Genomic DNA, 25,375 nt, shown 5'->3' on the forward strand with positions numbered 1-25,375 from the left:
AGTGGTCCGGATGTCCTGATGGTCCGCTGATGGCCCGGACACGACGTCTCGTCCTGGTGGTCGCGCTGCTGATGGCGGCGCTGGTCGTCCTCTTGGTCGCCGGCCTCGCCATCGGCTCGCGCCTCATTCCCACCGGCACGGTCATGGATGCTCTGACGAATTTCGATCCGGGCAGCGATGACCAGCTCGTCATCCGCTTCTCCCGGCTGCCGCGCACCCTCATCGGCGTCCTGGCGGGCGCTGCGCTGGGACTGGCCGGTGTGCTCACCCAGTCGTTGACCAGGAATGCGCTCGCGGAGCCGGGCACCCTCGGCGTCAACGCGGGAGCGGCGGTGGGCGTGATCATCGGGCTCATCGCCACGGGCGGAGCGAGCATCATGGTGTACGTGTGGTTCGCCTTCGCCGGGGCGGCGCTCACCTCCGTCCTCGTCCACCGGCTGGGGCGCACGGGCCGGTCCGGTGTCGATCCCGCTCGGCTCGTGCTGGCGGGCGCCGCTCTGTCCATCGTGCTCAGCGCGCTCACCAGGGCGCTGATCCTGTCCGCCGATGCGACGGTGTACGAGTCGTTCCGCAGCTGGGCGACCGGCTCCCTCCAGGGGCGCGGCTGGGAGTCCCTGCCCGTGGTCGGGACCTGCCTCGTCGTCGGCCTGCTCATCTCCCTGGCGCTCGCCGGCCCCCTCGACTCGGTGAGTCTGGGCACTGATATGGCGACGGCGCTGGGCGTCAACATCCGGCTGACCTGGACCCTGGCCAACGCCGCGATCGTGGTGCTCGCGGGCGGCGCCACGGCCGCCTGCGGCCCCATCGCCTTCATCGGCCTGGCCTCGCCCCACATTGCCCGCGCCGTCAGCGGGCCGAACCACCGGCTGCTCCTGCCGGTCTCGGCGCTCCTGGCCGCGGTCCTCCTCCTGCTCGCCGACGTGATCGGACGCATCGTGGTCTTCCCCGGTGAGATCGGCGCCGGCGTGATGACGGCACTCATCGGCTCGCCCTTCTTCATCCACCTCGTGCGGCGGGGGAGAGTGGTGGGCATATGACGATGCACGCTTCCGATGCCGTTGAGCGCGAGCGCGCCGATGCCGCCACCGGTCCGCAGGCCGGTCGGGTCACCGGCAGGACCATGCGGTTCGCGCTGGGCCCCATGCGGCTGTCTCTGAGCGCATCGACGGCCATCGTCGTGGCCGTCGCGGTGCTGCTGCTGCTCGTCACGGGATGCGCCGTCCTCATGATCGGCACCGTCAGACTCTCCGTCGGCGATGTCGTCGGCGCCCTGGTGGGAGGAGGCCCGAGCAAGGCCGAGCGCGTCGTGTGGGGCATCCGCCTGCCGCGGCTCCTGACCGCCGTCTGCGTGGGGGCGGCACTGGGGGCGTCCGGCTGCGTATTCCAGTCGGTGTCCAGGAACGCGCTCGGATCCCCCGACGTCATCGGGTTCACCACCGGAGCGGCCACGGGGGCCACCGCGCAGATCGTCCTCATCGGCAAGGGCGGACTCGCGACCTCACTGGCCGCCGTGGGGGCCGGACTGGCCACGGCCATCGCCGTCTACCTCTTGGCGCGGCAGCGGGGACGGACCGGCGGCTATCGCCTGGTGCTCATCGGCATCGGCGTCAGCGGGATGCTCTCGGCAATGACCAGCATTCTGCTGGCGCGCTCCGATCTGGACCTCGCCTCCCGGGCGCAGGTGTGGCTGGCCGGGTCGCTCAGCGCTCGCACGTGGGAGCATGCGGGCATCAGCGCCGCAGGCGTCCTCGTGCTCCTGCCGGTTCTGGTGGCCTTCGCCCGCCGTCTGTCCGTGATGGAGATGGGCGACGATCAGGCCGAGGGGCTCGGCGTCGGCACCGAGAGGACCCGGCTGATCGTCATGGTGGTCGGCGTCGTCCTGGCCGCATCCGCGGTCGCCGCCGCCGGGCCCATCGCCTTCGTGGCGCTGGCCGCGCCCCAGATCGTGCGGCGCCTGACCGAGGTTGCGAGCGTCCAGGTCCTCACCTCCGCGCTGATCGGGGCCCTCCTCCTGGTCGCCGCGGACCTGCTGTCCATGGTCCTGCCCAGCCGCCTGACCATGCCCGTGGGGCTCGTGACCGGGGTCATCGGCGGCGTCTACCTGCTGTGGGTCCTGTCCGCCAAGGAGAATGTATGAAAGACACGACTGAGGGGGCCGGGCCGTCCGGGCGCGCACCTGAGGAGAAGAGGGCGGACATGCCCGCCGTCGAGGCGCCGCAGCCGCCCATGGAGGCCGATGACGTCACCCTCGCCTACGGTGAGCGCGTCGTCAGCGAGCATCTGGACGTCACGATCCCAGACGGCTCATTCACCGTCATCATCGGCCCGAACGCCTGCGGCAAATCCACTCTGCTGCGCTCGCTGGCCAGACTTCTGCCCCCACGGCGCGGCAGAGTGCTTCTGGATGGCCGCGACATCGCGACCTACTCCTCGAAGGCGGTCGCACGACGACTCGGCCTGCTTCCGCAGAGCTCGGTGAGCCCGGAGGGCATCACCGTGCGCGACCTCGTCAGCCGGGGGAGATTCCCCTATCAGGGCATGCTCCGGCAGTGGTCGGAGGAGGACGACGCCGCCATCGAGACGGCCATGAGCGCCACCGGGATCACGGGTCTCGCCCATCGCCGGATGAACGAGCTCTCCGGCGGTCAGCGCCAGCGCGCCTGGCTCGCCCTCGTCCTGGCTCAGCAGACCCCGCTGCTTCTCCTCGACGAGCCCACCACCTTCCTGGACATCACCTACCAGCTCGAGGTCCTCAACCTCTGCCGCGATCTGCACGCTCGGGGCGACTACACGCTCGTCGTCGTCCTGCACGACCTCAACCTCGCCTTCCGCTACGCGACCAATCTGATCGTGATGAAGGACGGGAGGATCGTGGCCCAGGGCGCTCCCGGCGACGTCGTCACCGCCGAGCTCATCGAGGAGGTGTACGGCATCAGCTGCCTGTGCCTGCCGTGCCCGGCCACGGGAGCCCCGATGATCGTGCCCCTGGACAGCTCTTCGCAGGAGGAGGGCGCATGACGGCCGGTGGCCCGGCGCCCGAGCTCGGGCGGGCCGGCGGTGACGGCGGAGACGGGGGAGAGGCGCGGGTATGGACCGACCGGCGGGGCCGTGAGCACCGGGAGCGAGCGCGCGGCTTCACCGCCGCGGAGGGCGACGTGCCCGCATCACGGCTCCGCGGCCCGGTCGAGAGGGACTGGGAGGCGGCCGGCACCGCGGATGAGCGGCGCCTCGTGCTCGACGACGCCCTGGCGGGGCCCAGCCCGAAGATCGCTCCCGACCCCGACGACCCCGCACGGGTGCTGATGACGTGGACCGTGCGGGCGCCGAGGGCCACGTCGGTCCTCCTGGAGGCCAACGGGCTCGTCGCGTTCGGCGGCGCCGATGCCCTCGAGATGACCAGGCTTCCCGGCACCGAGGTGTGGACCTGCACCTGGTCCGTGCCGGAGGACTGGAGCGCCAGTTATGGCTTCGCCATCTGGAAGGACGAGAGCGTTCCGCCATGGCGCGCCATGAGCGGCCGCTCGGCGCGTCTGGCGGCGATGCTCGCCGCCGAGCCGGATCCGCGCGCCTCGCGGACGATCGGCAGTTCCTTCGGGGTGCCCCGGTCCGTGGCCTCGGCGCCGTCCGCCCCCGCGCCGCCCTGGGAGGGCCTGGCGCGGCCGCGCAGGTGCGGCAGGGTGCACGAGTTCGCAGTCCCGCTGCCTGCGCCGTCGGACCCGTCCGTCCTGACCGCCCTGCCGGCACCGACAGCCCTGGCGGCGTCCTCGACGGAGGCCGACAGCCGCTCCGGGGATCCGGCTCGATCGAGGCGGGCGGCGGATGCAACGGGTGCGCCGTCAGCACCGCCCGCAACGGGCGCGGCGGGCGCAGCGGATGCGCCGGGCGCAGCCGGCTCGGGCGGGGGCTGTGAGAACTCGGAAGGCTCTGAAAGCTCTGAGAACTCTGAGCGCGTCTGGGTCTACGAGCCCGCGCATGCGCCTGCCGCCGGCCCTGTGCTGATCCTGTTCGACGGTCAGATATGGCTGGAGCAGATGGGCATCGTGTCAGTCCTCGACGCGCTCATCGACTCCGGGCTCCTCCCGCCCGTGCATGTGGCCATGATCGACTCGCGCGATCAGGGGGAGTACCGCGCCGAGCATGTGGGCGTGCCCGGGGGACACGTCGACCTCGTCATCGACAGGATCCTTCCGCTCCTGCGGAGTCGATTCGCGGTGAGCCCGCACGGCGCCGACACGATCGTGTCGGGGCAGAGCTATGGCGGGATCGCCTCCCTGTGGGCGCTCGCCCTCGCCGATGGCGAGATCGGCCACGCCATCGCGCAGTCCCCCTCGCTATGGCGCTTCGACGTGGCGGAGGCCCTGGCGGCCTGCCCGCACTGGCTGACGGCGCGGATCCTGAGCGGGACCTTCGAGGGGCCGATGCTGATGCATGCGCGCGACCTCGCGCGCGCCTTGAGCGGACGCGACGTGAGGGTCACGCCCGTCAGCGGCGGGCATGACTGGGCCTGGTGGTCGGTTCGCCTGCTCATCGAGCTGGCAGACCTGCTGCATGCCCGCCCGAATAGTCGCTCCGACGTCGGTAGGGAGTCCTGAGAACGCCTTTGCGCCCAGATGTCCAGTCAGAATGCGACATGCATGCTTTGAGTGAAAAAGGGCGCTGTTACCTAGTCGCAATATCGGATGCCGTGATGGGCTGGGCCGCGTTGCCGCGCCTCTGACTGTCAGGAGACAGCCCATGAAGACCACCCGCATCCTCTCCTCCGTGCTGCTCGCCGCCGTCGCCTTCGCCGCCGTGCCGGCGGCCCAGGCAACCCCGGCCGTTCCGATATCCGGGCCGTCCTCGCAGCAGGGCTCCACCGCGATCGAGCCGGCGGCGATCACGGCGGAAGGGGCCGGTCACGCGGACACCATCCTCCGCAAGGTCAATGAGCTGCGGGCCCAGCAGGGCCTGGGATCCGTGACTCGCTACACCCAGCTCGACTCGGTCGCCCAGGGGTGGTCCGAGCAGATGGCCGTGCAGCGATCCATGGGCCACAACCCCTCTTTCGCCGATCAGTACCCGAGCGGATGGGCGGGGGCCTCGGAGAACGTCGCCATACGGTACGGCTCCAGCAGTGACGACGTCGGTGCGCAGCTGTTCGACCAGTGGTACAACTCCCCGGGCCACTACGCCAACATGGTTGCGCCCGAGGCCAACGCCGTGGGCATCGGCATCATCTATGACCAGTCGACCGACACCTGGTACGCCACCCAGAACTTCGCCGCCTACTCCGACCCGCACGCCGTCGGCTTGACCCCGACCGCCGACTCGTCGGGATCGAACGAGTCCGCATCGACCAGTACCGACTCTTCGGGGTCTTCGGGGTCTTCGGGGGCTGCTGAGTCGTCGGGGTCGTCGGCGTCGGCGGCGCCCTCGGCATCTGCGCCGGCCCTCCCCGACCCGGCCTCCGCAGCGCCGACCGCCACCGACGACTCCGCCTCAGGGTCCCGGGCCGCGCAGGAGACGGGCGCTGAGACTCCAGGTGCTACGGGGGCTGCGGTGGCTGCAGGATCTTCAACCATGCCTTCCGCGCCCTCTGAGTCCGCCCCGGCCGCCGCCACATCGGCCAAGGAGCCGGCGACCGCCGCTGAGAACGCGACGCCCAGCGGGGACCCCGCTGCTGCGGCGGCGTCCGCCGATAATTCGGGCAAGTCCTCGCTGCCGGTCACCGGTACCACCCTGGCCATCGGCGTGGTCGCCCTCATCGCCGTCATCGCCGGGCTGGTGCTGCTCTTCCTGCGGCGGCGCCGCTGATCGGCGCCCCCGCCCGCCCCGCCCGCCCTGTCATGCCATGGGGCGCCCCATGGCATGACAGGACGGGCAGGTCGGTGTTGTCGGTGCTGTCAGTCCTGTCAATCCTGTCCACCACCGGCTGATACTGATGGCCCGGCTCCTCTCAGGGCGTGCGTGTGCCAGCGCACATGCGCAAGACTGAACCGGTGAACGAGTCCTCCGCACCCCAGCCGCACAGCACGTCCGCCGGGAGGATCCTCGTCCGCGCGGCCGAGCCGGATGACGCCCCGCGTGTGGCGCGGCTCCTGACGCTCAGAGGCGCCTCGGTCGATGACGCCCTCCAACAGGCGCCCCGCATGATCGACACCCTCCCGGTGCTCCTCCTGGCTCTGATGTCCGCAGCCGGCGAGCACCGGACCGCGACCGCCGGTGAGTCGCCTGCAGGCCGCGATAGCGGCCATGGCAGCCATGCCAGCCATGCCAGCAATGCCAGCAATGGCGGCCACGGTGGCGACCTTGGCGAGGACAGCAATGACCGCCACGATGACCGTCATACTGACCGGCATGCCGACGGTGCCGACGGTGCCGACGATAGTGATACTGATGACGCTCTGCTCGCGCCCGTCGCGCTGTCGGGCGCCTTCCCGCTTCCCGAACGGATGCGCGCCTCGCTGCCCGAGCCGGGCTCCGGTGCCGAGGACGCCTGGATGGTCTCAGGGCTCGTCATCGACCCGGTGGCGCGCCGCGGCGGCGTCGGGAGAGTGCTCCTGACCGCGGTCGCCGAGGCCGTGAACGCCCTCAGGCCCGCCGCGGACCTCTACAGCGTCGTCAATGCCACCAACCACGCCTCCGTCGGCCTGCATCTGCTGGTCGGTTTCGAAAGGCTCGCACGACTGGGCGGCTTCGGCGCCGTCACGTTCGAGGATGGGCAGGGCGTCCTGCTGCGTCGGGCGGGGTGAATAACGGGGTCGGATCCGACAGGCGCAGCTCGTCGCGGCCCACGGCGTAGAACATGCCCGGATAGCGGCCGAACTGCTCCTCCGCCCCCGGCACTCTCGGCGCGCTGCGGTCCATACGGGCGAGCACGTCCGCGGGAGTCGGCCATGCCTCGCTGCCGACTCCGCCCGCAGGGCTCACCGGCGGGTACCAGGCGGTCTTGGGGCGCATCATGAGACGTCCCGGACGGCTGCGATCCCTCAGCGCGTGCGCCCTCCAGGTCAGGATCGGGTGAGTCGATGTCCACTGCACGATGTGCACCCAGAATCCCTGCTCGTGCGCGGCGCGGTCCGCGGTCGCGTGCAGGCCGACCTGCGCACCCAGGTACTTGCCCGCGCCGAGCAGCCCCACAAGGCCCGGCACACCGGTGGGGGAGACGTCATAGCCATGATTGTCCGCCGTGTACTCCTGGGACCGCGATAGGGCCTTGCCGAGCAGGGGCACCGAGGACGCGGCCTGGGAGACGAGGAGTCGCCAGAAGGAGACGTGCCCGGCGGCGAGGTGGCCGACTTCGTGGGAGATGATGAACCGCAGGGCCTCGGGATCGCGTGCCGAGCCGCCGACCTCGAACAGGTCGGAGTGGATGACGACGAAGCGGCGGAAACCGTGCCCCGCGGCGAAGGCGTTGACCTTGCCGTTGCCCAGGAGCACATAGGCGTCGGGGACGCGCCGCAGCCCGAAGCGCTCGGCGGCCTCCACCACCATCCGGTAGCCCTCGGGGAACTGGGTAGGGCTCATCTGCACCGCGGAGGCGCGCATCTTCGCGTACAGGAGCGCACGCGCGCCCCAGAGGATCAGCGGCAGCAGCGGGACGGTCAGGAGGATCTGGGCGCCCGTCGTCGCGCCGTCGCCGACGAAGAAGTCGCGCACGTCCCCGGCAAGTCCAGTGGGGGAGGGCACGGTAACGAGCCACACCACCAGCGCCGCCCAGGCCGCGATCGCCACGACGCCGACAGCCGCACTCGTCCACACCAGCGGCATCTCGGCGCGGTGGCGAAGCCGACGGATACCGGCCGGACCGTGGACGGTGGCGCCGTTGAGCGGACGGGGGCGCGTGGGCCGGACCGCCTGTGCGGGCAGTGAGAACGTCATGCCCCGACCTTAGAGCGCGTCGTGGATGGCGGGCGCCCTGAGAGGTGCCTGTGCCGGGATGCGGGTTCCCGGCGCCGCCCCGCGTACGGGATGGAGGCGCGGTGCCGCTCCCGCCCCAGCTCCGGGGCGATCGCCGGGTTGGATGGGTCGGTAGGGTCGGGGCGTGACCGACCACGAGATCCCCTGGGGCATGCAGATCGCCGTCCACTATGACAAGGTTCACCCGCCGCGGCGCATCGACGTCGCTGAGGCCGCGGCCCGCGCCGTCGTCGCCCTGCTCGCCTCGCCGCAGGCCGCTCCGGGCGGGGCCTGGCACGACGCCGTCGAGCACTGGAGGAATGGGCGCATTCGCAAGCTCGTGCGCCGCGCTCGAGGGCGGCGCTGGGAGGAGGTCCAGGACCTTCCGGGAGTCACTGTCGTACAAGACGGTCCCGCCGGCTGGGGGCTGGCCTCGGCCCGGGCCTTTGTGCCCGGTCCGGTCCGACCGCTGCCTCCGGCGCTGGCCAAGACGCAGGTCGAGGGCACCCACTTCCCCCACGGGGATGAGCTGCCGCCCCCGCCCGCCGCCATCGCCGAGGCCGTCGCGCGTGATCCCGAGGCGGTGGCGGGCATCGATCTGACGGATGCGTCCGTCTCCTCCGGTGCGCCGGTGGAGATCGAGGTCACCCCCCTGGAGGAGATGACCAGCGGCAAGCTGTGCGCACAGGTCGCCCACGCCGCCCAGCTCGCCTGGCAGAGCCCGGCGATGCCGGACGCATGCCGCTCCGCCTGGGCGGCTCAGGACTATCGGGTGCGGGTGGTCTTCCCGTCGCCGGAGGTCTGGGGGGCTGCCTCACGGCCCGTCCGCGTCGTGGATGCCGGCTTCACGGAACTCGACGGCCCGCGGGAGACGGCGCGGGCCCGATGGTGATGCGTGCTTCGGGGCGGTGCGGGTCCGGCCGGCGAGCTCGCCGAATTCACTGAGTTCACCGAGATCGGTCGTAACCCGCATCGAGATCGGTCCGCTTCCGGCTCGAGATCGGTCATAACCCGCATCGAGATCGGTTCTGCGGACCGCGCCTGCCAGTCCGCGGGATGCGCCGCTAGGCGGCCACCGGCGTACCGGGCCCGTCGTCGTCATCGGGCTCGGGAGTGCCCCGGAACACCCAGAGCTTCATCAGCGTGTAGAGGTAGGCGCCCTCGCAGCAGGCCGAGATGAGCCGGGCCAGTTCTGCGTGCACCCCGATCCAGTACAGGAAGGAGGTCAGGCCGAGGATGAAGATGACGTACTGGCTTGCGAGCCCGACCGCGTAGCGCGAGCCCTGCGAGACCAGGTGGCCTCGGGACTGGAAGTTCAGCCACCGATTGAGCAGCAGCGAATAGGCGCCCGCGATCATGTACCCCAGGGTGACGGCCAGCGGGTAGAGCCAGTGGAGCTTGTCGAAGAAGAGCCACAGGAAGCTGATGTCGATCAGGAAGGCGGAGCCGTTGATGAGCGCATAGCCGATGAAGGTCACGGGCACGCGCTTGCGCAGCCTGCTGGGGATGAGGCGGTGAATGCGGCTGATGACGTGAAGGAAGACGCGCGGGGCGCGGCGCGAGGGATCGTTGAGACGCTCGTCGAGCTTGCCGGAGATGCGTTCTCGAGCGGAGGCGTTGGACGTGTTGGACGCGGTCGAGTGCGCGGATAGTGGCGTCCTGCGCTCCGATGCGCAGAATCGGGCCGCGGGCCCGGCTGCATCCCGTGTCGTCATATCGTCCTCTCGAGGCGTCGGCGTCGACGTGTGGCAATTTTGCCTATGAGTGAGTCTTTCGCGACAAGACCTGCTGTACAAGCTCTTCAGGATGAGAAAGTCGTCGCTTCGCCCTCCTCCCTTAGAAGGGGCCGCTGCGTCGTACGTCGTGCCCTATGTCGTTGAAAGATCCTCAGAATCGTTGTGATAATCAGTAATTGTCGCATCCGAGTAGGGCGGGCTCGGGCGCGTCGCGCTCCTGCACGGCGGGCGGCCCGGTCAGGCGCTCAAAGCCTCAATCAGCTCCCGGCGCAATACTCGGCCGCCCGAGTCGCTGGGGTGGTGCAGCGTGCGCAGGCCCAACGCACTGGCCGCCGCTATGTTCTCGGCGCTGTCATCCACGAACAGGGCCTCATCGGCATCGACCCGCGCCATTGTCAGAACGGCGCGGAAGTAGTCCGGATCGGGCTTGGCCACGCCCAGCAGGCAGGAGTAGGCGTCGATGTCGCACAGGCCGTCGTAGCCCAGGGCGGTGCGCATCCATTCGCGGCGCTCCCGCTGCTGGTTGGTGGCCAGGACGGTGAGGTAGTCCGAGGCTCTCAGCTCGCGGACCAGCTCCCAGGCGAGCGGATCGGGCCTCGCCCGGCGCCACAGGTCCATCAGCTCGTCGGCGTCCTTGGTCAGCCCCAGTTCGACGATCAGCCTGTCCAGCAGGTCCCGCAGACTCTCCCTGCCCGCCAGCGCATCGCCCTCTCCCGATAAGAGAGCCTTCGCGAAGGGCTCGCCGCCGCCGTCGGACAGCGCCTGATACCAGGGCGTGCCGATGAGCTGGAGGACGCCGTCGGCGTCCAGGAGCACGGCGCGCACAGGCGTGGTTCCGAGCGGCGGCAGCGGTGGTGGAGATGGTGCGGGCGGTGGCGCGGCGGTGGTCACGAATCCATCCTGCCTCAGCGGACTGCCCGGAGTCGGTTGCCTTCCCACGGCGCGGCGACGAGGGAATCGGCCGGCGTGCAGCGCCCCGGGGCCGCCAGGCGGCAGAAGCTCAGGGGCGAACGGCGAAACCCCGGAGGACCTCGCGGACCGCCGCGGTCGGGTCCGGTGCGTCCATGATGCCCCGCACCAGCGCCACCCCGGCGACGCCGGTACCCGCCAGAGCCCTGGCATCCTCGGGCCTGACGTCCCCGATGGCCACCACGGGCAGGTTCGTGGCCCCTACCAGTGGCCGGTAGCCCTCCACTCCCAGAGCCGGACGGCCCGAGTCCTTCGTCGGAGTAGGGCGGAAGGGGCCGGCGCCCACGTAGTCGATGAGGTCCGCGACCGCCTGCGCGCCGCGCACGAGCTCCAGCGTCCCGGTGGTCAGCCCGATCACCGCCTGAGGGCCGAGCAGGGCCCGGGCATCGGCCACCGGCAGGTCCTCCTGGCCCAGGTGCACCCCATGAACATGAGCACCGACCCTCATAGCCGCGAAGGCGATATCGCAACGGTCATCCACGACGACGCGCGTGGCCGTGTTCGCCCGCTCGACCGCGCCCGCCACCGCAAGGGTCAGCTCCAGGAGGCCGGCGGCGCTGAGATCCTTGGCCCGCACCTGCACGATTCCCGCCCCGGCACGAGCAGCTGCCGCCGCCACCTCGGCCGTGCGGCGCGAGCTCCCGGAGGTCACCAGGTAGCAGGTCGGATTCAGCTGCCGAATCGCCGTGCGCACGGGACGTGCGGGATTCATAGCGCCACCTCGTCCAGGGAGTCCAGAAGCGCCGTCCGGAAACTGCCCGGGCGCGGTGCTCGGGTCTCGGCCAGTTCCCCGGCTACCGCAATCCACACGGTGGCGGCGTCGGCGGCCTCCAGGGGCGCCGCCCCGCCCCCCAGACAGGCGGCCGTCAATGCGCCCAGCAGGCATCCGGTCCCGGTCACCCGCGTCAGCAGCGGCGTGCCGCGCGCCACCCGCAGCTCGCGCCGGGCGTCGATCAGCAGATCCTCGGCCCCCGAGATGGCCACAACCCCTCCGGTGAGGGCGCTCACCTGACGCGCCGCCCGCACCACCTCGTCTGGGACGGCCGTCGAGTCCGCCCCGCGTCCACCGGCTTCACCGGTCAGCGCCAGGACCTCCGAGGCGTTGGCGCGCACGACGGCGGGATGCCGCTTCAGCAGCCGGCGCGCCATGGCGGTGCGCACCGGTGCGACCCCGACCGCAGCCGGGTCCAGCACCCACGGCAGTCCCAGCCCCTGCGCAGCTTCGACAGTTGCCGGTATGCCCTCCGAGCCGTCGGTGGACAGGGTGCCCAGGTTGATCAGCAGGGCGTTGGCCAAGGTCACCATGTGGGGGGCCTCGTCGAGGGTCTCGGTCATCATCGGGCGGGCGCCGGCCGCCAGCAGTCCGTCGGCCACGATTCCCATGGATACCGCCGCGCTCAGGCAGTGCACCAGCGGTGCGCGCTCCCGCACGGCGGTGAGAACAGGGCGCACCCGCTTCAGATCCGGATCGTGTACGAGGATGCTCACTGGGCGTCTCCGGCCACGTCGTCCAGCTCTCGGGCAACATCCCTCGGCCCCAGAGCCGGGCCGAGAGCCGCCCCCACGACCATCAGGAAACCGCCGAGCACGATGAGGATCAGCACCGAGCCGGTCCGGCCCGCCGAGGGCTCCAGAAGCGGCAGGTAGAAGGGGTAGAGGGCGGGCGTCACCAGCGACAGGCTGTAGGCGCTGCCGTAGCCGGTCGAACGCACCTGTACGGGAAAGCGTTCGGACAGGTAGGCCGCTACCGGTCCGTAGGCGGCCACCGTGATCACCTGGAGCGTCGCGGCCAGCATCGCCGCGCGGCCGACGTCGGCGGCGCTGATCGTGGCCCGCCACACCCAGGGGGCGATCAGGGCCGCCACCAGTCCCCATACGATCAGAAGCCGACGTCGTCCCACCGTCGTGGACAGGTGACCGGCCCCGGCCATGGCCGCGGCCTGCGCCAGGGAGGCCACTCCCATGACCAGTCCGACCGTGCCGGCGGACAGGCCGACGTCGGAGACGAGGCGTGCGGTGAGGATGAGGACGGTGGAGCTGGTCAGCAGCCAAAGCCCGCTCATGAGGGCGAAGGCCTGCCAGAAGGAGCGCCGCCAGGTCCCCGCCAGCAGCGCGCGCAGGCGCGGACTCCGCTGGTCGGCCCGGCGTCGGTGGAAGCAGGGGGCGTCGATCACCCGGCGGGAGTAATAGCCGAGCATGCCCGCCGACAGCAGCGCCCCGAGGACGAACATCGCCCGCCAGCCCCAGGCGGCGTAGCGCTCAGGCCCCAGCAGGATCAGCAGCCCCGCGGTGCCGAAGGCGATGGATGCCTGGGCCAGGGGAGCCATGGACAGGATGAGCCCACTCATCAGGCCCCGGCGTCGGGGCGCAGACCACTCCATGGCCAGGGGGATTGCTGCCGAGTACTCCCCGGCCACGAACACACCGCCCGCCAGGCGCAGCAGCAGAATGAGGACCAGGGTTGCGGTGCCGAGCGTCCGATGGGTGGGCATGCATGCGATGGCCAGACTGCACCCGGCCGTTCCCGCGATGGCCAGGCGAGTGGTACGGGTGCGCCCCAGCCGGTCGGCCACCCTCCCCAGTACCACCCCGCCCACGGGGCGCCCCAGGAGCATGGCGATGACCACAAGTGTTTCTGCGGAGGCGCTCGCCGTCGGACCCGCCACCGTCGCCAGGGCCGGGGACAGGGCGATCAAAGGCAGGAAGACATGGATGTTGTCGATCCAGTTGCCCACCACGCCCGCCCGCAGGGCGGCGCGTCCAGCGGGCGGCAGCTGCGCCGGGGGCGAGCTGGAAGCGACCCCGGGGGCACTATCGGCAGAGCCGGCTCTGTTGGCCCTGTCGGCACTGCCGACACTGCCGGCCCTGCCGGCCCTGCCGAGTATCCGAGCGCTCAACGCGAACCGCCCGCCCTCAGGCGCAGTGCCTGGTCGAAGAACTCCAGTTCGTGTCGGCTCGCCAACAGGTAGGCCCGAGCCGCCTGCGCGCGCTCGGCAGGTGTAGCGGTCTTCATCGCCTCCTCCACCGCTGCGACGGCCTGGGCTGCGGCCGCGGCGAAAGCGGGGTCGTGGTAGGTCGACAACCAGGCCGCAAACCGGTGATCGGGGTCCACCTGCGGCACCGCCGCCCCGATCTCGGCGTACAGCCAATGACAGGGAAGCGCCGCGCCCGCGCCCACCGCATAGGGGGACACGGCCGCCCGGGCGATGAGGAAGTCGGTGTAGGCGCGGGTGACCGGGCTCGCCTGGGCGCGGGGGCGCCCGGCCAGCCAGGTGCGGTGCAGCTCGCTCTCCGCGCTCAGGACCGTGTCGGCGGCGCGGGCCCAGAAGATCGCGTCGCGCGTGCGCGGTGCACGTGCGGCCAGCAGGGCCAGGGCGCGCGAGTACTCCTCCAGATAGAGGGCGTCCTGCGCCAAGTAGTGGTCGAACGCGGCCACCGGCAGAGTGCCTTCCACTAGTCCGGCCACGAAGTCGCCGGTGCTGATCTCCCGGGCGATATCGCTGGAGGCCCGCCACAGGGCCCGGGTCCAGGGTCCGGCGGCGGCAATGCTCAGCGGGGCGGGGGCGATCTCGGGAGCCAGGTCTTCTGGGCGGGACAGCTCGGCCGGTACCCCGTCGCCTTCGGCCCAGGGGTCGGCCAGGCCGGCGTCGGCCAGACGACGGGTGCGGTGGAAGTGGTCGACCGGGCCGTGCCCGGTGCCGACCCTCAGGGCGCTGCCGTGGGCGACCGCCTCGTGGAGCCACTGCGTGGTCCACGCCAGGGCGTCCTCGGGAGCGTCTCCGGCGCCCAGGCGGGTGGCCAGGGCCGAGGCCAGGGAGCATCCGGTTCCGTGAGTGGAGGAGGTCTTTACCCGGGGCGCGCTCGCGGTTGTCCGCACGCCGGCGTCGTCCACCCAGATATTGAGCACCTCACCGGACTTACCGTCCTCACCTCCCAGGTGGCCGGTCTTGACTACGACCGGTACGCGGGTGCGTCGCGCCCATCGCCGGGCCTGGTCGACTGCCTCCTGCCAGGTGCGGGCCGGAACGGTGCCCAGCAGCACGGCCAGCTCGGGGATATTGGGGGTGATGACGGTGGCCCGCTCGCAGAAGTGGCGCATCGCCTCCTCTGCTTCGGACTCCAGGAGGCGATCGCCGGAGGTGGCCACCATGACGGGGTCCACGACGAGCACGGCCGGCGGGTTCTCATCGAGCCAGGCGCCGACCGCCGCGATGATCTCCGTGGTGCCCAGCATGCCGGTCTTGACGGCGTCGAGCTCGACGTCGTCGGACACCGAGCGCAGCTGCCGGCTCAGGAAATCGGAAGGCGGAGTGTGGATGGCCTGGACCCCGGTGGTGTTCTGGGCGACCAGGCAGGTCACTGCGGTCATCGCGAATCCGCCGGCGGCGCTGATCGACTTGGTGTCGGCGGCCGTTCCGGCGCCCCCGGACGGGTCGGTGCCTGCGATGGATAGGACTCTGGGCAGGGCGGGGCGCAATAGTGTCATGAGGACATCCCTTCGCTAGTACGAGCTAGATCAGGTTCCACGGGTGTGATCTCAGCGCCGGCGGGCGCACCCCGTGTCCGCGGGCGATTGTGACACATCTGGCGGGGCCGCGTGCAGTCCGTCCACGGCGGGGAACTCCGGACCCGACTGCGCCCGGACACGTCCCGGATGCGCAAGCCGTTCGGGTCCGCCGGCTCGGGTGCCACACTGGACCCATGCCGACCGAATCGCCCCGCTCCGCCGCCGCGCACGCCGTCCTGAGCGACGATGACGCCTACACCGCTGGCCTCGCCGACTTCATCACCGCCTCCCCGACCAGCTACCACGCGGCCGCCGAGACGGCTGCGCGCCTGAACGCCGTCGGCTTCTCCAGCGCCGATGAGACGCAGCCGTGGGGACCCGGGCTGCAGCGGTGCGGATACGCCGTGCGCGACGGCGCGATCATCGCCTGGATCCTGCCCGAGCGGTGCACGGAGCGGGCGGGCTTCAGGATCGTCGGCGCCCACACCGACTCCCCGGCCCTGAAGCTCAAGCCGCGGGCCGCCATGGTGCGCGACGGCATCCAGGTTCTCGACGTCGAGATCTACGGCGGGCCACTGCTCAACTCCTTCCTCGACCGTGATCTCGGCCTGGCCGGACGCCTGGTCACCCGTGACGGGGACGTCCGCCTCGTGCGCACCGGCCCGATCGCGCGCGTGGCCCAGGTCGCCCCGCACCTGGACCGCAGCGTCAACGACTCCCTCCGCCTCGACAAGCAGGCCCACCTGCTGCCGCTGTGGAGCCTGGCGGCCGACGACGCCCGCCCCGGCGACCCCGAGCACTACCTGTGCGAACTCGCCGGCATCGACCCCGACCAGCTCGCCTTCCACGACATCCTGACCTTCCCCACCGAGCCGCCCTCCCGCTTCGGGCGTCATCGCGAATTCCTCGCCGCCTCACGGCTGGACAACCTCTCCTCCGTCCACGCCGCGCTGGCGGCCCTGGAGGCCATCGCCGACGGGACCGCCCGCGGCGTCGAAGGGGGTGAGCCGATCATCCTGGTCGCCAACGACCACGAGGAAGTCGGTTCGCAGACCCGCTCTGGGGCCGGCGGCCCCTTCCTCGAGACGGTCCTGGGCCGACTGGCCGGGGTGCTCGGTATCAATGGCGACGCCCGGGCGGCCATGCTCGCCCGCTCCATCTGCGTGTCCGCGGATGCCGGTCACGCCGTCCACCCGGGTCATCCTCAGCTGCACGACCCGGCGGTCAGACCGGCTCTCAACCGGGGGCCGCTGGTCAAGATCAACGCCCAGCAGCGCTACGCCACCGATGCCGTCGGCACCGCCGTGTGGCTGCGCGCCTGCGCCGCTGCAGACGTGCCGGTGCAGGATTTCGTCTCCAACAACACCGTCCCCTGTGGTACGACCATCGGCCCGATCACCGCCGCGCGGCTGGGGATCACCACCGTCGATATCGGTCAGCCCCTGCTGTCGATGCACTCCCAGCGGGAGATGTGCGGCGTCGCCGACGGACTGTGGATGGCCCGGGCCATGCGGGCCTTCTGGCTGGGGGCGTGAACCGGAGGAGGCGCCGTTCGCTCCGCTCCTATTCGCCGAGATCGGTCGTATTCCGCGTCGAGATCGGTCGGGTGAACCGATCTCGACGCGGAATACGACCGATCTCGCGGTAGTGGGCAGGTAGTGGGTGGTGGGCAGCAGCAGTCGCGGCGGTCAGCGCCAGGCGCCGCGCCAGTACTGCACCGGCAGCCCGGCCGCCTCCCAGTCGTTGACGCCCAGGTCATGGGCCCAGCGCACCGGCAGGTACGGGTCGCGCAGAGCCGGACGGCCCACGGCGACGGCATCGGCCTGGTCGGTGATCAGCGTCTGCTCGGCCTGGGCGGCCTCGGTGATGAGCCCGACCGCCACGACTACCGGCTCGCCGCCGCCCGGCGTGGTCGTCCCCGCCACGGCGGCCTTGAGCTGCGCGGCGAACGGCACCTGATAGCCGGGGCCCACCGGCACCTGCGCGGGTGCGTTCCCGCCGCTCGAGATGTGCAGGACGTCAATGCCCGCGGCCACGAGCAGGGGTGCGAGCTCGGCCGTGTCCGATCCGGTCAGGCCCCCCTCGGCCCAGTCGGTCGCCGACAGGCGCATGCCCAGAGCCGTGGAGTCTCCGACCGCCTCACGCACGGCGGTCGTGGTCTCCAGGGCGAGCCGACGCCGACCCTCCGGCGAGCCGCCGTATGCGTCGGTGCGGGTGTTGGACAGCGGGGAGAGGAATTCGTGGATGAGGTAGCCGTGGGCGCCGTGCAGCTCGACGAGGTCGTAACCGGCGGCTACGGCGCGGGCGGCGGCCGCGACGTAGGCGTCCGTCGTCTCGCGGATCTCCTCCGGGGACATGGCGCGCGGCTCGGCGTGCCCCGGATAGGCGATGGCGCTGGGCGCCACCAGGTCCCAGCCCTTGATGGTGTCCGTGCGCGCACCTCCGGCGACGTCGGGGCGCCGCGGGGGCGTGCCCGCCTTGCGGCCGCCATGACCGAGCTGGATGCCGGCCAGGGAGCCGGCGGCGTGGATCGCCTCGACGAGGCGACGGTGCCCGGCGATCTGCTCGTCGTTCCACAGGCCCAGGTCGAAGGGGGAGATGCGCCCGTTGGGGGTGACGGAGGCCGCCTCGACGATCACGGTGCCGAAACCGCCCATGGCGCGCGTGGCGTAGTGCAGGACGTGCCAGTCGGTGACGACGCCGTCCTCGGCCTCGACGGAGTACATGCACATGGGCGGAAGCCACAGGCGGTTGCGCGCGGTCAGGCCGCGCACAGTCAGGGGTGTCAAGATGGTCGGTGTCCTCATGAGGCGCACGCTACGCGTCGGACGTCGTCGGCGATACCTCGGGCGGACAAGAGACGGACAGCTCGATCGGCGGCGGGCCTGCAACGATAGCCTGGGCCCACCATGAGCATTATGAGCACCGTGAGCCCTGCGCCGTCATACTCCCGCCCTGTTCCCTATGGACAACCCGGTCACGCCCCCGCCCCGATCACCCGCCGGGTCGACGACGTCGCCCTCGTCTTCGAGAGCGGCGGCATGCGCGGCTCCTACACCGCCGCCCTCGTCCAGGTCCTCCTTGAGGCGGGCCTCTTCTTCCCCTGGGTCGGCGGGATATCGGCGGGCTGCACCAATACCGTCAACATGGTCTCGCGGGACCTGTGGCGCACGCGCGAGGCATTCGTCGGGCTGACCACGGATCCGCGCACCGGTGGGTGGGGCAGCTTCCTCCGTCGCCGGGGCTACTTCAACTCCGAGCACATCTACCGGCACACCGCCGCCCCGGACGAGTCCATCCCCTTCGACTGGCCGGTCTTCAAGAGCACGGAGGCGACTGTGCGGATCGGCTCCTTCCGCTGCGATACCGGCGAGGAGGTCTACTGGGGCTTGGAGGACGTGCACGAGATGGCCGATCTCCTGCCGCGCTGCCAGGCGTCGTCCTCCATGCCCGTGCTCATGCCGATCGTCTATATCGACGGCGTTCCCTACCTCGACGGCGGCCTGGGGCCCACGGGTGGTTTCGCCATCAATGCGGCGGCCGCAGACGGCTACAGGCGCATGCTGGTGGTCTCGACCCGTCCGGCCGGATACCGCAAGTCGGATTCGAAGTGCCCCGGCGTCTACCGGCAGCTGTTCCGCCGTTACCCGGCCGTGGCCGAGGGGATCATCTCCCGCCCGTCGAACTACAACCGGACTATGGAGGAGCTCGAGGCGGCCCAGCGCGAGGGGCGCGTCTACCTCTTCCAGCCCGACCGCATGGCGGTCGTCAATGGCGAACTGCGCTATGACCGGATCGTGGGCGCCTACGAGGCCGGACTGGTTCAGGCGCGCCGGGAGTTGCCGCGAATCCTGGAGTTCCTCGGACTCTGAGTAGGCAAGGGCGCCGAATCGCTTGCGGACGGGCTGTACTTAGGCGCTCGCCCCCCCGTCGAGGTCGACATTCTCGAACGAGGTCGACGGTGCCACCGTCGACCTCGTTCGAAGAAGTCAATCTCGACGCCGGGGCGAGGCGGGGCGCGCCGCCTCAGTGAGCCTCAGTGAGGGTGGGGGCCGCCTCAGTGGGGTCGGGCCACCCCGTAGGCGGCGACCCTCTCACCAGGCGCGAAGCCGAACGTCGTGATCGCCGGGACCGGCCGGCCGCCGTCGAGCTGCCCGGCCAGCAGGTCCAGCACGGCCCGCTCGTGCGGGGGCACCAGCTCGGGCAGCTCGTCCAGCGCGAACCAGCGCATTCCCATGTTCTTCTCCGGTTCCGCCGCGGTGGGCTCGCCGCTCCAGCGCCGCGCCGTGAAGAAGAAATCGACCCGCTGCTCCAGGGCGGCCCCGCCGACGTCGTTGGACCGGTGCATGACGGTCAGCGGGTGCACATCCTCGAGCGCGATGTCGACGCCGACCTCCTCGGCCGCCTCCCGCACGACGGCCTGCATCACCGATTCCCCGGCCTCGACGTGCCCGGCCGCCCCGCACGCCCAATAGCCGTCCATGTAGCCGGTCGCCCGCCGCAACTGGAGGAGGACCCGGGTGCGCAAGGGCTGCTGGGCGGACTCCCGGGACTGCCGGAGCATGAGCAGGTACGCGGCTGGAACGAGAGTGAAGCTGTGGGCGCCCATGGGCCAACGGTAGCGGGCCGTCCCGTCCATGGCGTCGAAGGCGCCCGGGATGGCAGGGCGCCCAGGGCGCACAGCTCGTCCAGGCCGGCGCCGTGGAGGCGAGAGCCCATTCGTGGGTCATTCGGCGAGGCGCAGGCGGCCGGCTCCAGCCTCCGCGCCTTCGCCCAGTGCGGTACCGACGACGTCGATCAGCTCATTCATGCGCCCCGGATCGTCGGTGGGCACGGTGACGACCCTCGGCCATGGGGGAGTGCCGGCTCCCGCACCCGGGTCCGGCCAGCTCACCGGCCCCCACAGTCCCGAGCGGGCCAGGGCCTCCTCCACCTCGTCGAGTGCGCGCTGGGATCGCCGACGCTGGGATTCCTGAAATTCCTGGGATTTCCGGCATTCCGGACTCGCAGGCGTCTCGCCCCGGTTCCTGGTGGCCGCGCTCAGAGCCACGCACCCCGCCGAACCGGGGTTGACCACGCGCAGTCCGCACGCCCGCAGACCCGCAGTCAGGCGCTCCCGCAGACGGCGGGCCGTGTGGGCTCGCAGCTGCAGGGCTCCGGGATCCAGCGCCTCCAGCAGGGCGATTGTCCGCGCACTCGCGGGCACGGGCGCGAGCGCGGTCTCGATTGCCCGCTCGTGCCGGTCGGCGATCGCGCAGACCTGAATGCGCAGCTCCTCCCGACGGCTCCCGAGCGAGGCGCGCATGGCTTCCGAGACGCGGCCGAGCTCGATGCCGAGGGCCGTGCAGTGCTCATCCACCGCGTTCCGCCCGGGGAGCTCGGCGACTGCCCGCCTGAGATCCCTCGCGAGCGATGAGCTCTCCGACCAGGCCAGCCAGGCGCCGTCCGGAACGGGCAGCAGCTTGCGCGTGCTCGCCACGATGGCATCCCACGGCTCGCTTCCGCCGGCGATCTCTCCAAGGGCGCCCGGGGAGGTTGCGGCCGCGAGCAGCCGATCCACGAGCGAGTGCGTCGCGTCCAGGATCACCGCGGAGCCCCGCATCCTCGCGATGGCGAGCGCCGAGGTCAGCTCCTGGCCGCCGTGGTTGCCGTAGGTCTCGCAGTGCACCACCGCCGCGCCGGGGGCGCGGTCCAGGGCCTCGCTCAGCACACACGGGTCGAGCAGCAGATCCGCGCCGACATCGACCGGGAGCACCCTCATCCCCTCCAGGGCGAAGGGCACCGCCATGGCCTCGCAGCGGTACCGCGGCATCAGCACGGTCCTGGTCCCGCGCGCCCGCAGCGTCCGGGCCACGAGCGCCAGGGCCTGCTTCCCGTTGCTCACGAAGGCTCGCACCCCGGCAGGCTACCCAGTGCCCGCTTCGGCTTCGCAGCACCGATATCCTTCTGCCGTGCAGACTGCTCTGACTCGTATGGCCGCAGACGATGGCGTCGGTCTGGCGCTGCGAACCTGGCTGCCCGACGGCATCGCCCCGCTGCGCACCGACGCCGCCTCCCGCGCTGAGCCATCAGGGCATGCTGGGCTTTCTGGGCATGCTGGGCATGCAGCCCCCGCCTCGGGCGGGCCGGCTTCCGGCTCCCGGGGCGGCGAGCCGTCTGCCGTCATCCAGATCGTTCACGGCATGACCGAGCATTCGGCGCGCTACGAGCGCTTCGCAGTCGCCGCGGTGGGGGCCGGCTATGCCGTCGTCGCCGACGATCATCGCGGGCACGGCCTGACCGCCGCTCCCCGCCGCCTCGGGCACGTCGCCGACACTGACGGCTGGGAGCGCGTCCTGACCGACCTGTCCACCGTCTTCGACGCGGTGCGCGTCTCGTGGCCAGACGCTCCCGTTGTCATGCTCGGCCACTCCTGGGGCTCCTTCCTGGTGCGGCTCCTCGCCGCGCGCCGAGGCGCGGATCTGGCGGGCATGATCGTCATGGGCACGGGCGGTGATCCGGGAGCGGCCGGCCGGGCCGGGGCCGCGCTGGGCTCCATGCTGTGCGGTCTGAGAGGGCCGGCCGCCCCTGGGAAGGCACTGCACGCCCTGGTGATCGGCGGGTTCAACAGAGCCTTCGCCCCGACTCGCACCGAGGTCGATTGGCTCAGTCGCGACGAGACCGAGGTGGACGCCTATGCGGCTGACCCTCTGTGCGGCTTCGTGTGTTCCAACGCCTTCTTCCGAGACCTGGCCGCCGGGCCGCACGCAGCGGCGAGATCCGCCGTCTACAGGGCGACGCCGGGGGACCTGCCCGTCCTGGTCGTCTCCGGCGGCCGGGACCCCGTGGGCTCGGGTGGGAGGGGGCCGCGCGAGGTGGCCGATGCCTACCGGCGCGCGGGCGTGCGCGACGTCGCCCTGAAGCTGTACCCCGGCGCGCGCCACGAAGTGCTCAACGAGATCAACCGCGACGAGGTCACCCGCGATCTGCTGGCCTGGATATCCGCGCGCCTCTGAGGAATCCCACAAAAGCCGCCGGTGGGAACCGGTGCACATGGCCGATGTGGTGGCGTTGGCGCTGACCTACGGTTGTGGCATGGCAATGAATCACTCTTCCTCCGCTCTGGACGCCGCTGCGGGCGCCGGCAGCCCTGATGCCCCTGACGTCGCCGCTGGTGCTGATAGCCGTATCGCGGCCCGCTCGCTTCCCGCGGTCCTCGCCCGTGAGATCGGACTGGTCGTGGCCGGCGCCGTTGCGCTGACCCTCATCGGCCAGGTCGCGCTGCCGCTGCCCTTCACGCCCGTGCCTGTCACGCTCGGCACTCTGGCCGCGCTCGGCGTCGGCGGCGTGCTCGGCGGCCGTCGGGCTCTCGGCTCGGTCGCCCTCTACGCGGCTGCCGCCGCGGCCGGCGCGCCGGTTCTGGCGGGCTGGAGCAGTGGCGTGACCAGCTCCTTCGGCTACGTGCTGGGCTACGCCCTGGCCGCCGTCGTCGCCGGATACGCGCTGTCTCGCACCGCCGACGGCGCCCGGCGCCCGCTCCTGGTCCGTCTCGCCCTGATGCTGCTCGCCTCCGCCGTCGTCTACATCCCCGGCCTGATCTGGCTCAAGGTCGCCACCGGTGCCGCCTGGAACACGGCCTTCGTGCTGGGACTGGCGCCCTTCGTCATCGGCGATGTCCTGAAGTCGGTCGTCGCCGCGCTGCTGCCCTCGCGCCGCTGACGGGCGGTCGGGCGGCTCCCTGGTCGCCGTTGCGCTCAAGCGGGTCGGGTCTCGCCAGGCCGGGCCCGCTTGAAACGCCCTGTAGATCCCCGCCGGCTCACCGGCAATCGAGATGAGTCGTCCGCACGGCCGACGTGCGGAGGAGGACAGAAGCATGACTGCCCCCGAATCCCAGAATTCCCACAGTTCCCGCGGCTCCGCCAGTTCCCGCAGCTCCGCCAGCTCCGACAGTTCCCGCAGCTCCGCCAGCAGCGACCCCGGCGCCGAGGACCGCTCCGCCCGCACTGCCGTCACCGTCTTCCCGGTCCTCATCCTGGCCGCCTTCGCGGTTGCGCTGCTCGTGCCGACGCAGCTCTCGCCGCTGTCGGCGGGAACCAACTACGCCCTGGGCATCATCATGTTCGGCATGGGCCTGACCCTGACCCCGCCGGACTTCGCGCTCGTCGTGAAGCGGCCGCTGCCGGTGCTGGTCGGCGTCGTCGCCCAGTTCGTCATCATGCCGACGCTCGCCTGGGTGCTCGCCAAGGCCTTCCAACTCGATCCGATGCTCGCCGCGGGAGTGATCCTCGTCGGCTGCGCGCCGGGCGGCACCTCCTCCAACGTCATCTCCTACCTCGCCAGAGGTGATGTGGCGCTCAGCGTCACGATGACCTCCATCTCGACCCTGCTCGCCCCGCTCATGACGCCACTGCTCACGCAGTGGCTCGCCGGCCAGTACATGCCCGTGGACGCCGGGTCCATGGCCATGAGCATCGTGCGCATGGTGCTCGTGCCCGTTGTCGGCGGCCTGATCGTCCGGGTGCTGTTCAGCGGGTTCGTCGAGAGGATCCTGCCGGCCATGCCGTGGGTCTCGGTGCTCGGCATCTGCTATGTGGTCCTCGCCGTCGTCTCCAAGTCCGCCACGACGATCCTGTCCGCCGGTCTGCTGGTTCTGCTCGTGGTCGCCTGCCACAACGTGCTGGGCTATCTGCTCGGCTACGGCGCCGGACGGATCCTGGGACGCGACGCCCGCGTGTGCCGGACCATCTCCATCGAGGTCGGCATGCAGAACTCGGGGCTGGCCGCCACCTTGGCGGGGACGTACTTCTCGCCCGAGGCGGCCCTGCCCGGTGCCGTCTTCTCCACATGGCACAATCTGTCCGGCGCCGTGCTCGCCGCGGTCTACCGCCGTCGTGATGCTGCTGTTGCTCCCGCGCCGGCCGCTCCGGCATCGCCCGTGGACGCGCAGGAGGGCGGGACGCCCGCCCCGTCATCCCCGGCGGACTGAGCCGATCAGCCGGACTCCCGCTGCGGGACTCGCCGTAGGGTGAGTCCATGAACGCCGCACGACCCGTGCTGTCCGTCCTCGATCTCGTGCCGGTCTCGGCCGGGCGCACCCGCGCCGATGCCCTGAGCGAGATGCTGGAGCTGGCCCGCACCGCCGACGAGGCCGGCTATGCCCGCTACTGGCTCGCGGAGCACCACGGCTCCACGACCTACCTCTCCTCGGCTACGACCGTTCTCATGGGGCAGGTGCTCGCCGCCACCAGGCGCATCGGGGTCGCCAGCGGCGGCATCATGCTGCCCAACCACGCTCCGCTGGTGATCGCCGAGCAGATCGGCACGCTCGCCACGCTTCATCCCGGCCGCGTGGGGCTGGGGCTGGGGCGCGCGCCGGGCACCGACCCTTTGACCGCGGCGGCTCTGCGGCGGCGCAAGGCCGATCCCTCCCGCTTCGCCGACGAGGTTCTGGAGACCCTGGCCTACCTCGGCGCCATTCCCGACGACGTGCTGGGGACGGTGCCCGGGTCGCTCCTGCCGCCGTCGGGCGAGGGCGTGGGCCAGGGCGGCGCCGTGGACGCCCTGACCGCCGCCTCGGAGCGGCATGTGCGCGCCATCCCGGGCGAGGGCACCGCCCCGACCGCCTGGATCCTCGGCTCGTCGGTCAATGGTGCGCGCGTCGCCGGCACGCTCGGGCTCCCCTTCGTCGTCGCCTCGCACTTCGCGCCCTCCCAGGCGGAGGCCGCCATTACGACGTACCGCAGCCATTTCAGCCAGTCCAGCCATTTCAGCCAGTCCAGCCGATCCGGCCAGTCCAGTCGGGGCGCGGGGAGCGACGGCGCCCGCCCGCTCTCCCGGGACGGCGCGCCTCATGTGGCGGCGGGCGTCAACGCCGTCGTCGCCCCGAAGCAGGAGGAGGCGGAAAGACTGTTCTCCACGGCCATGGCGGCCGCCGCGCGCATTGTCGGCGGCAGGCCGGCGCCGCTGGACGCGCCCGACGACGATCCGCGGGCCTGGCGCGCCCTGGCGGGAGGGCGCGAGGACGTCGTCGAGGCGTCCATGGGGCTGTCCTTCGTCGGCACCCCCGACGTCGTGGCCGCGGGCATCCGTGAGCTGGCCTCGCGCTGGGGCCTGGAGGAGATCCTGGTGGTCACCTATGCTCATGACGCCGTCGCGCGTCGGCGCTCCTACGAATTGCTCGCGGCCGCCTGGTGATGTCGGCCCGATCGGCGGGAACCGGAAAGCAGAAGGCGGGAACCGGAGGCCAAAAACATAAGTATGCGCCTGAATGTGTCCATGGGATTACCGGATGGTGTTTACTATCATC

The 25,375-nt window shown here is 71.4% G+C and carries 23 protein-coding genes and 1 riboswitch; of the genes, 13 read left to right on the forward strand and 10 right to left on the reverse strand.

The window, feature by feature from the left end:
• Positions 1-29 precede the first annotated feature (29 nt).
• The 6 genes from W5W_RS0112345 to W5W_RS0112370 all read left to right on the forward strand — a co-directional run bounded on the left by W5W_RS0112345 (position 30) and on the right by W5W_RS0112370 (position 6,731).
• A complete protein-coding gene (locus W5W_RS0112345; RefSeq protein WP_017195611.1) occupies positions 30-1,037 on the forward strand; it encodes a FecCD family ABC transporter permease in 1,008 nt (335 codons plus the stop codon).
• Entirely contained in the window at positions 1,034-2,137 is a 1,104-nt protein-coding gene (locus W5W_RS0112350) for a FecCD family ABC transporter permease (protein WP_017195612.1), read from the forward strand. Before W5W_RS0112345 ends, W5W_RS0112350 begins: the two co-directional genes overlap by 4 nt.
• Complete coding sequence (locus W5W_RS0112355; RefSeq protein WP_008731422.1) at positions 2,134-3,018, forward strand: ABC transporter ATP-binding protein; 885 nt, start codon at positions 2,134-2,136, stop codon at positions 3,016-3,018. Before W5W_RS0112350 ends, W5W_RS0112355 begins: the two co-directional genes overlap by 4 nt.
• Positions 3,015-4,592 carry an alpha/beta hydrolase-fold protein gene (locus W5W_RS15315; protein WP_017195613.1) on the forward strand — a complete coding sequence of 526 codons (1,578 nt, stop codon included), beginning with the start codon at positions 3,015-3,017 and terminating at the stop codon, positions 4,590-4,592. Before W5W_RS0112355 ends, W5W_RS15315 begins: the two co-directional genes overlap by 4 nt.
• A 142-nt stretch (positions 4,593-4,734) precedes the next feature.
• Positions 4,735-5,793, forward strand: coding sequence for a CAP domain-containing protein (locus tag W5W_RS0112365; RefSeq protein ID WP_017195614.1), 1,059 nt, complete (start codon positions 4,735-4,737; stop codon positions 5,791-5,793).
• A 185-nt stretch (positions 5,794-5,978) separates the two neighbouring features.
• Positions 5,979-6,731, forward strand: coding sequence for a GNAT family N-acetyltransferase (locus W5W_RS0112370; protein WP_017195615.1), 753 nt, complete (start codon positions 5,979-5,981; stop codon positions 6,729-6,731).
• Here the strand turns inward: W5W_RS0112370 and W5W_RS0112375 are convergent.
• Complete coding sequence (locus W5W_RS0112375) at positions 6,685-7,860, reverse strand: M48 family metallopeptidase (protein WP_017195616.1); 1,176 nt, start codon at positions 7,858-7,860, stop codon at positions 6,685-6,687. The two genes, W5W_RS0112370 and W5W_RS0112375, sit on opposite strands and share 47 nt — an antisense overlap.
• 163 nt (positions 7,861-8,023) lie before the next feature.
• Between W5W_RS0112375 and W5W_RS0112380 the strand changes: the two genes are divergently transcribed.
• Positions 8,024-8,770, forward strand: a complete 747-nt coding sequence (locus W5W_RS0112380) for a hypothetical protein (RefSeq protein WP_008730893.1) — start codon at positions 8,024-8,026, stop codon at positions 8,768-8,770.
• 172 nt (positions 8,771-8,942) lie between these two features.
• Here the strand turns inward: W5W_RS0112380 and W5W_RS0112385 are convergent, their stop codons facing one another.
• From W5W_RS0112385 to W5W_RS0112410, 6 genes are all read right to left on the reverse strand, one after another.
• Positions 8,943-9,593, reverse strand: a complete 651-nt coding sequence (locus W5W_RS0112385) for a GtrA family protein (protein WP_008730882.1) — start codon at positions 9,591-9,593, stop codon at positions 8,943-8,945.
• Between the two features lie 258 nt (positions 9,594-9,851).
• Positions 9,852-10,505, reverse strand: a complete 654-nt coding sequence (locus tag W5W_RS0112390) for an HAD family hydrolase (protein ID WP_034499092.1) — start codon at positions 10,503-10,505, stop codon at positions 9,852-9,854.
• A gap of 109 nt (positions 10,506-10,614) precedes the next feature.
• Complete coding sequence (locus W5W_RS0112395; RefSeq protein WP_017195618.1) at positions 10,615-11,295, reverse strand: thiamine phosphate synthase; 681 nt, start codon at positions 11,293-11,295, stop codon at positions 10,615-10,617.
• Positions 11,292-12,071, reverse strand: coding sequence for a hydroxyethylthiazole kinase (thiM, locus tag W5W_RS0112400; RefSeq protein ID WP_017195619.1), 780 nt, complete (start codon positions 12,069-12,071; stop codon positions 11,292-11,294). Before thiM ends, W5W_RS0112395 begins: the two co-directional genes overlap by 4 nt.
• Complete coding sequence (locus W5W_RS0112405; protein ID WP_202947014.1) at positions 12,068-13,480, reverse strand: MFS transporter; 1,413 nt, start codon at positions 13,478-13,480, stop codon at positions 12,068-12,070. The genes thiM and W5W_RS0112405 overlap by 4 nt, the downstream gene beginning before the upstream one ends.
• Positions 13,477-15,069 carry a bifunctional hydroxymethylpyrimidine kinase/phosphomethylpyrimidine kinase gene (locus W5W_RS0112410; RefSeq protein WP_034499095.1) on the reverse strand — a complete coding sequence of 531 codons (1,593 nt, stop codon included), beginning with the start codon at positions 15,067-15,069 and terminating at the stop codon, positions 13,477-13,479. The genes W5W_RS0112405 and W5W_RS0112410 overlap by 4 nt, the downstream gene beginning before the upstream one ends.
• Positions 15,060-15,153, reverse strand: a riboswitch (TPP riboswitch). Its footprint overlaps the gene before it by 10 nt.
• Positions 15,154-15,284: 131 nt before the next feature.
• Between W5W_RS0112410 and W5W_RS0112415 the strand changes: the two genes are divergently transcribed.
• Entirely contained in the window at positions 15,285-16,625 is a 1,341-nt protein-coding gene (locus W5W_RS0112415; protein ID WP_017195622.1) for a M18 family aminopeptidase, read from the forward strand.
• Between the two features lie 153 nt (positions 16,626-16,778).
• On the opposite strand, the gene W5W_RS0112420 is transcribed toward W5W_RS0112415, so the two are convergent.
• Positions 16,779-17,897 (reverse strand): NADH:flavin oxidoreductase/NADH oxidase, encoded by a 1,119-nt coding sequence (locus tag W5W_RS0112420; RefSeq protein WP_029574313.1) that lies wholly within the window; start codon positions 17,895-17,897, stop codon positions 16,779-16,781.
• A gap of 111 nt (positions 17,898-18,008) precedes the next feature.
• On the opposite strand from W5W_RS0112420, the gene W5W_RS0112425 reads away from it, so the two are divergent.
• Positions 18,009-18,962: a patatin-like phospholipase family protein gene (locus W5W_RS0112425; RefSeq protein ID WP_017195624.1), complete on the forward strand. Its 954-nt coding sequence runs from the start codon at positions 18,009-18,011 to the stop codon at positions 18,960-18,962.
• 185 nt (positions 18,963-19,147) lie between these two features.
• Here W5W_RS0112425 and W5W_RS0112430 read toward each other — a convergent pair whose 3' ends face one another.
• On the reverse strand, positions 19,148-19,699 hold the full coding sequence (locus W5W_RS0112430; RefSeq protein WP_029574314.1) for an NUDIX hydrolase: 552 nt from the start codon (positions 19,697-19,699) through the stop codon (positions 19,148-19,150).
• A 117-nt stretch (positions 19,700-19,816) separates the two neighbouring features.
• Positions 19,817-20,986: a DegT/DnrJ/EryC1/StrS family aminotransferase gene (locus W5W_RS0112435; protein WP_017195626.1), complete on the reverse strand. Its 1,170-nt coding sequence runs from the start codon at positions 20,984-20,986 to the stop codon at positions 19,817-19,819.
• Positions 20,987-21,062: 76 nt separating this feature from the next.
• On the opposite strand from W5W_RS0112435, the gene W5W_RS0112440 reads away from it, so the two are divergent.
• The 4 genes from W5W_RS0112440 to W5W_RS0112455 all read left to right on the forward strand — a co-directional run bounded on the left by W5W_RS0112440 (position 21,063) and on the right by W5W_RS0112455 (position 25,263).
• Positions 21,063-22,085 (forward strand): alpha/beta fold hydrolase, encoded by a 1,023-nt coding sequence (locus W5W_RS0112440; protein WP_017195627.1) that lies wholly within the window; start codon positions 21,063-21,065, stop codon positions 22,083-22,085.
• A gap of 79 nt (positions 22,086-22,164) precedes the next feature.
• Positions 22,165-22,788, forward strand: a complete 624-nt coding sequence (locus W5W_RS0112445; RefSeq protein WP_390882609.1) for a biotin transporter BioY — start codon at positions 22,165-22,167, stop codon at positions 22,786-22,788.
• A gap of 154 nt (positions 22,789-22,942) precedes the next feature.
• Positions 22,943-24,055 carry a bile acid:sodium symporter family protein gene (locus tag W5W_RS0112450; RefSeq protein WP_017195628.1) on the forward strand — a complete coding sequence of 371 codons (1,113 nt, stop codon included), beginning with the start codon at positions 22,943-22,945 and terminating at the stop codon, positions 24,053-24,055.
• Between the two features lie 47 nt (positions 24,056-24,102).
• Positions 24,103-25,263, forward strand: a complete 1,161-nt coding sequence (locus tag W5W_RS0112455; protein ID WP_029574316.1) for an LLM class flavin-dependent oxidoreductase — start codon at positions 24,103-24,105, stop codon at positions 25,261-25,263.
• Positions 25,264-25,375 lie beyond the last annotated feature (112 nt).

The organism is Actinomyces massiliensis 4401292, assembly GCF_000269805.1.
Classification (GTDB): domain Bacteria; phylum Actinomycetota; class Actinomycetes; order Actinomycetales; family Actinomycetaceae; genus Actinomyces; species Actinomyces massiliensis.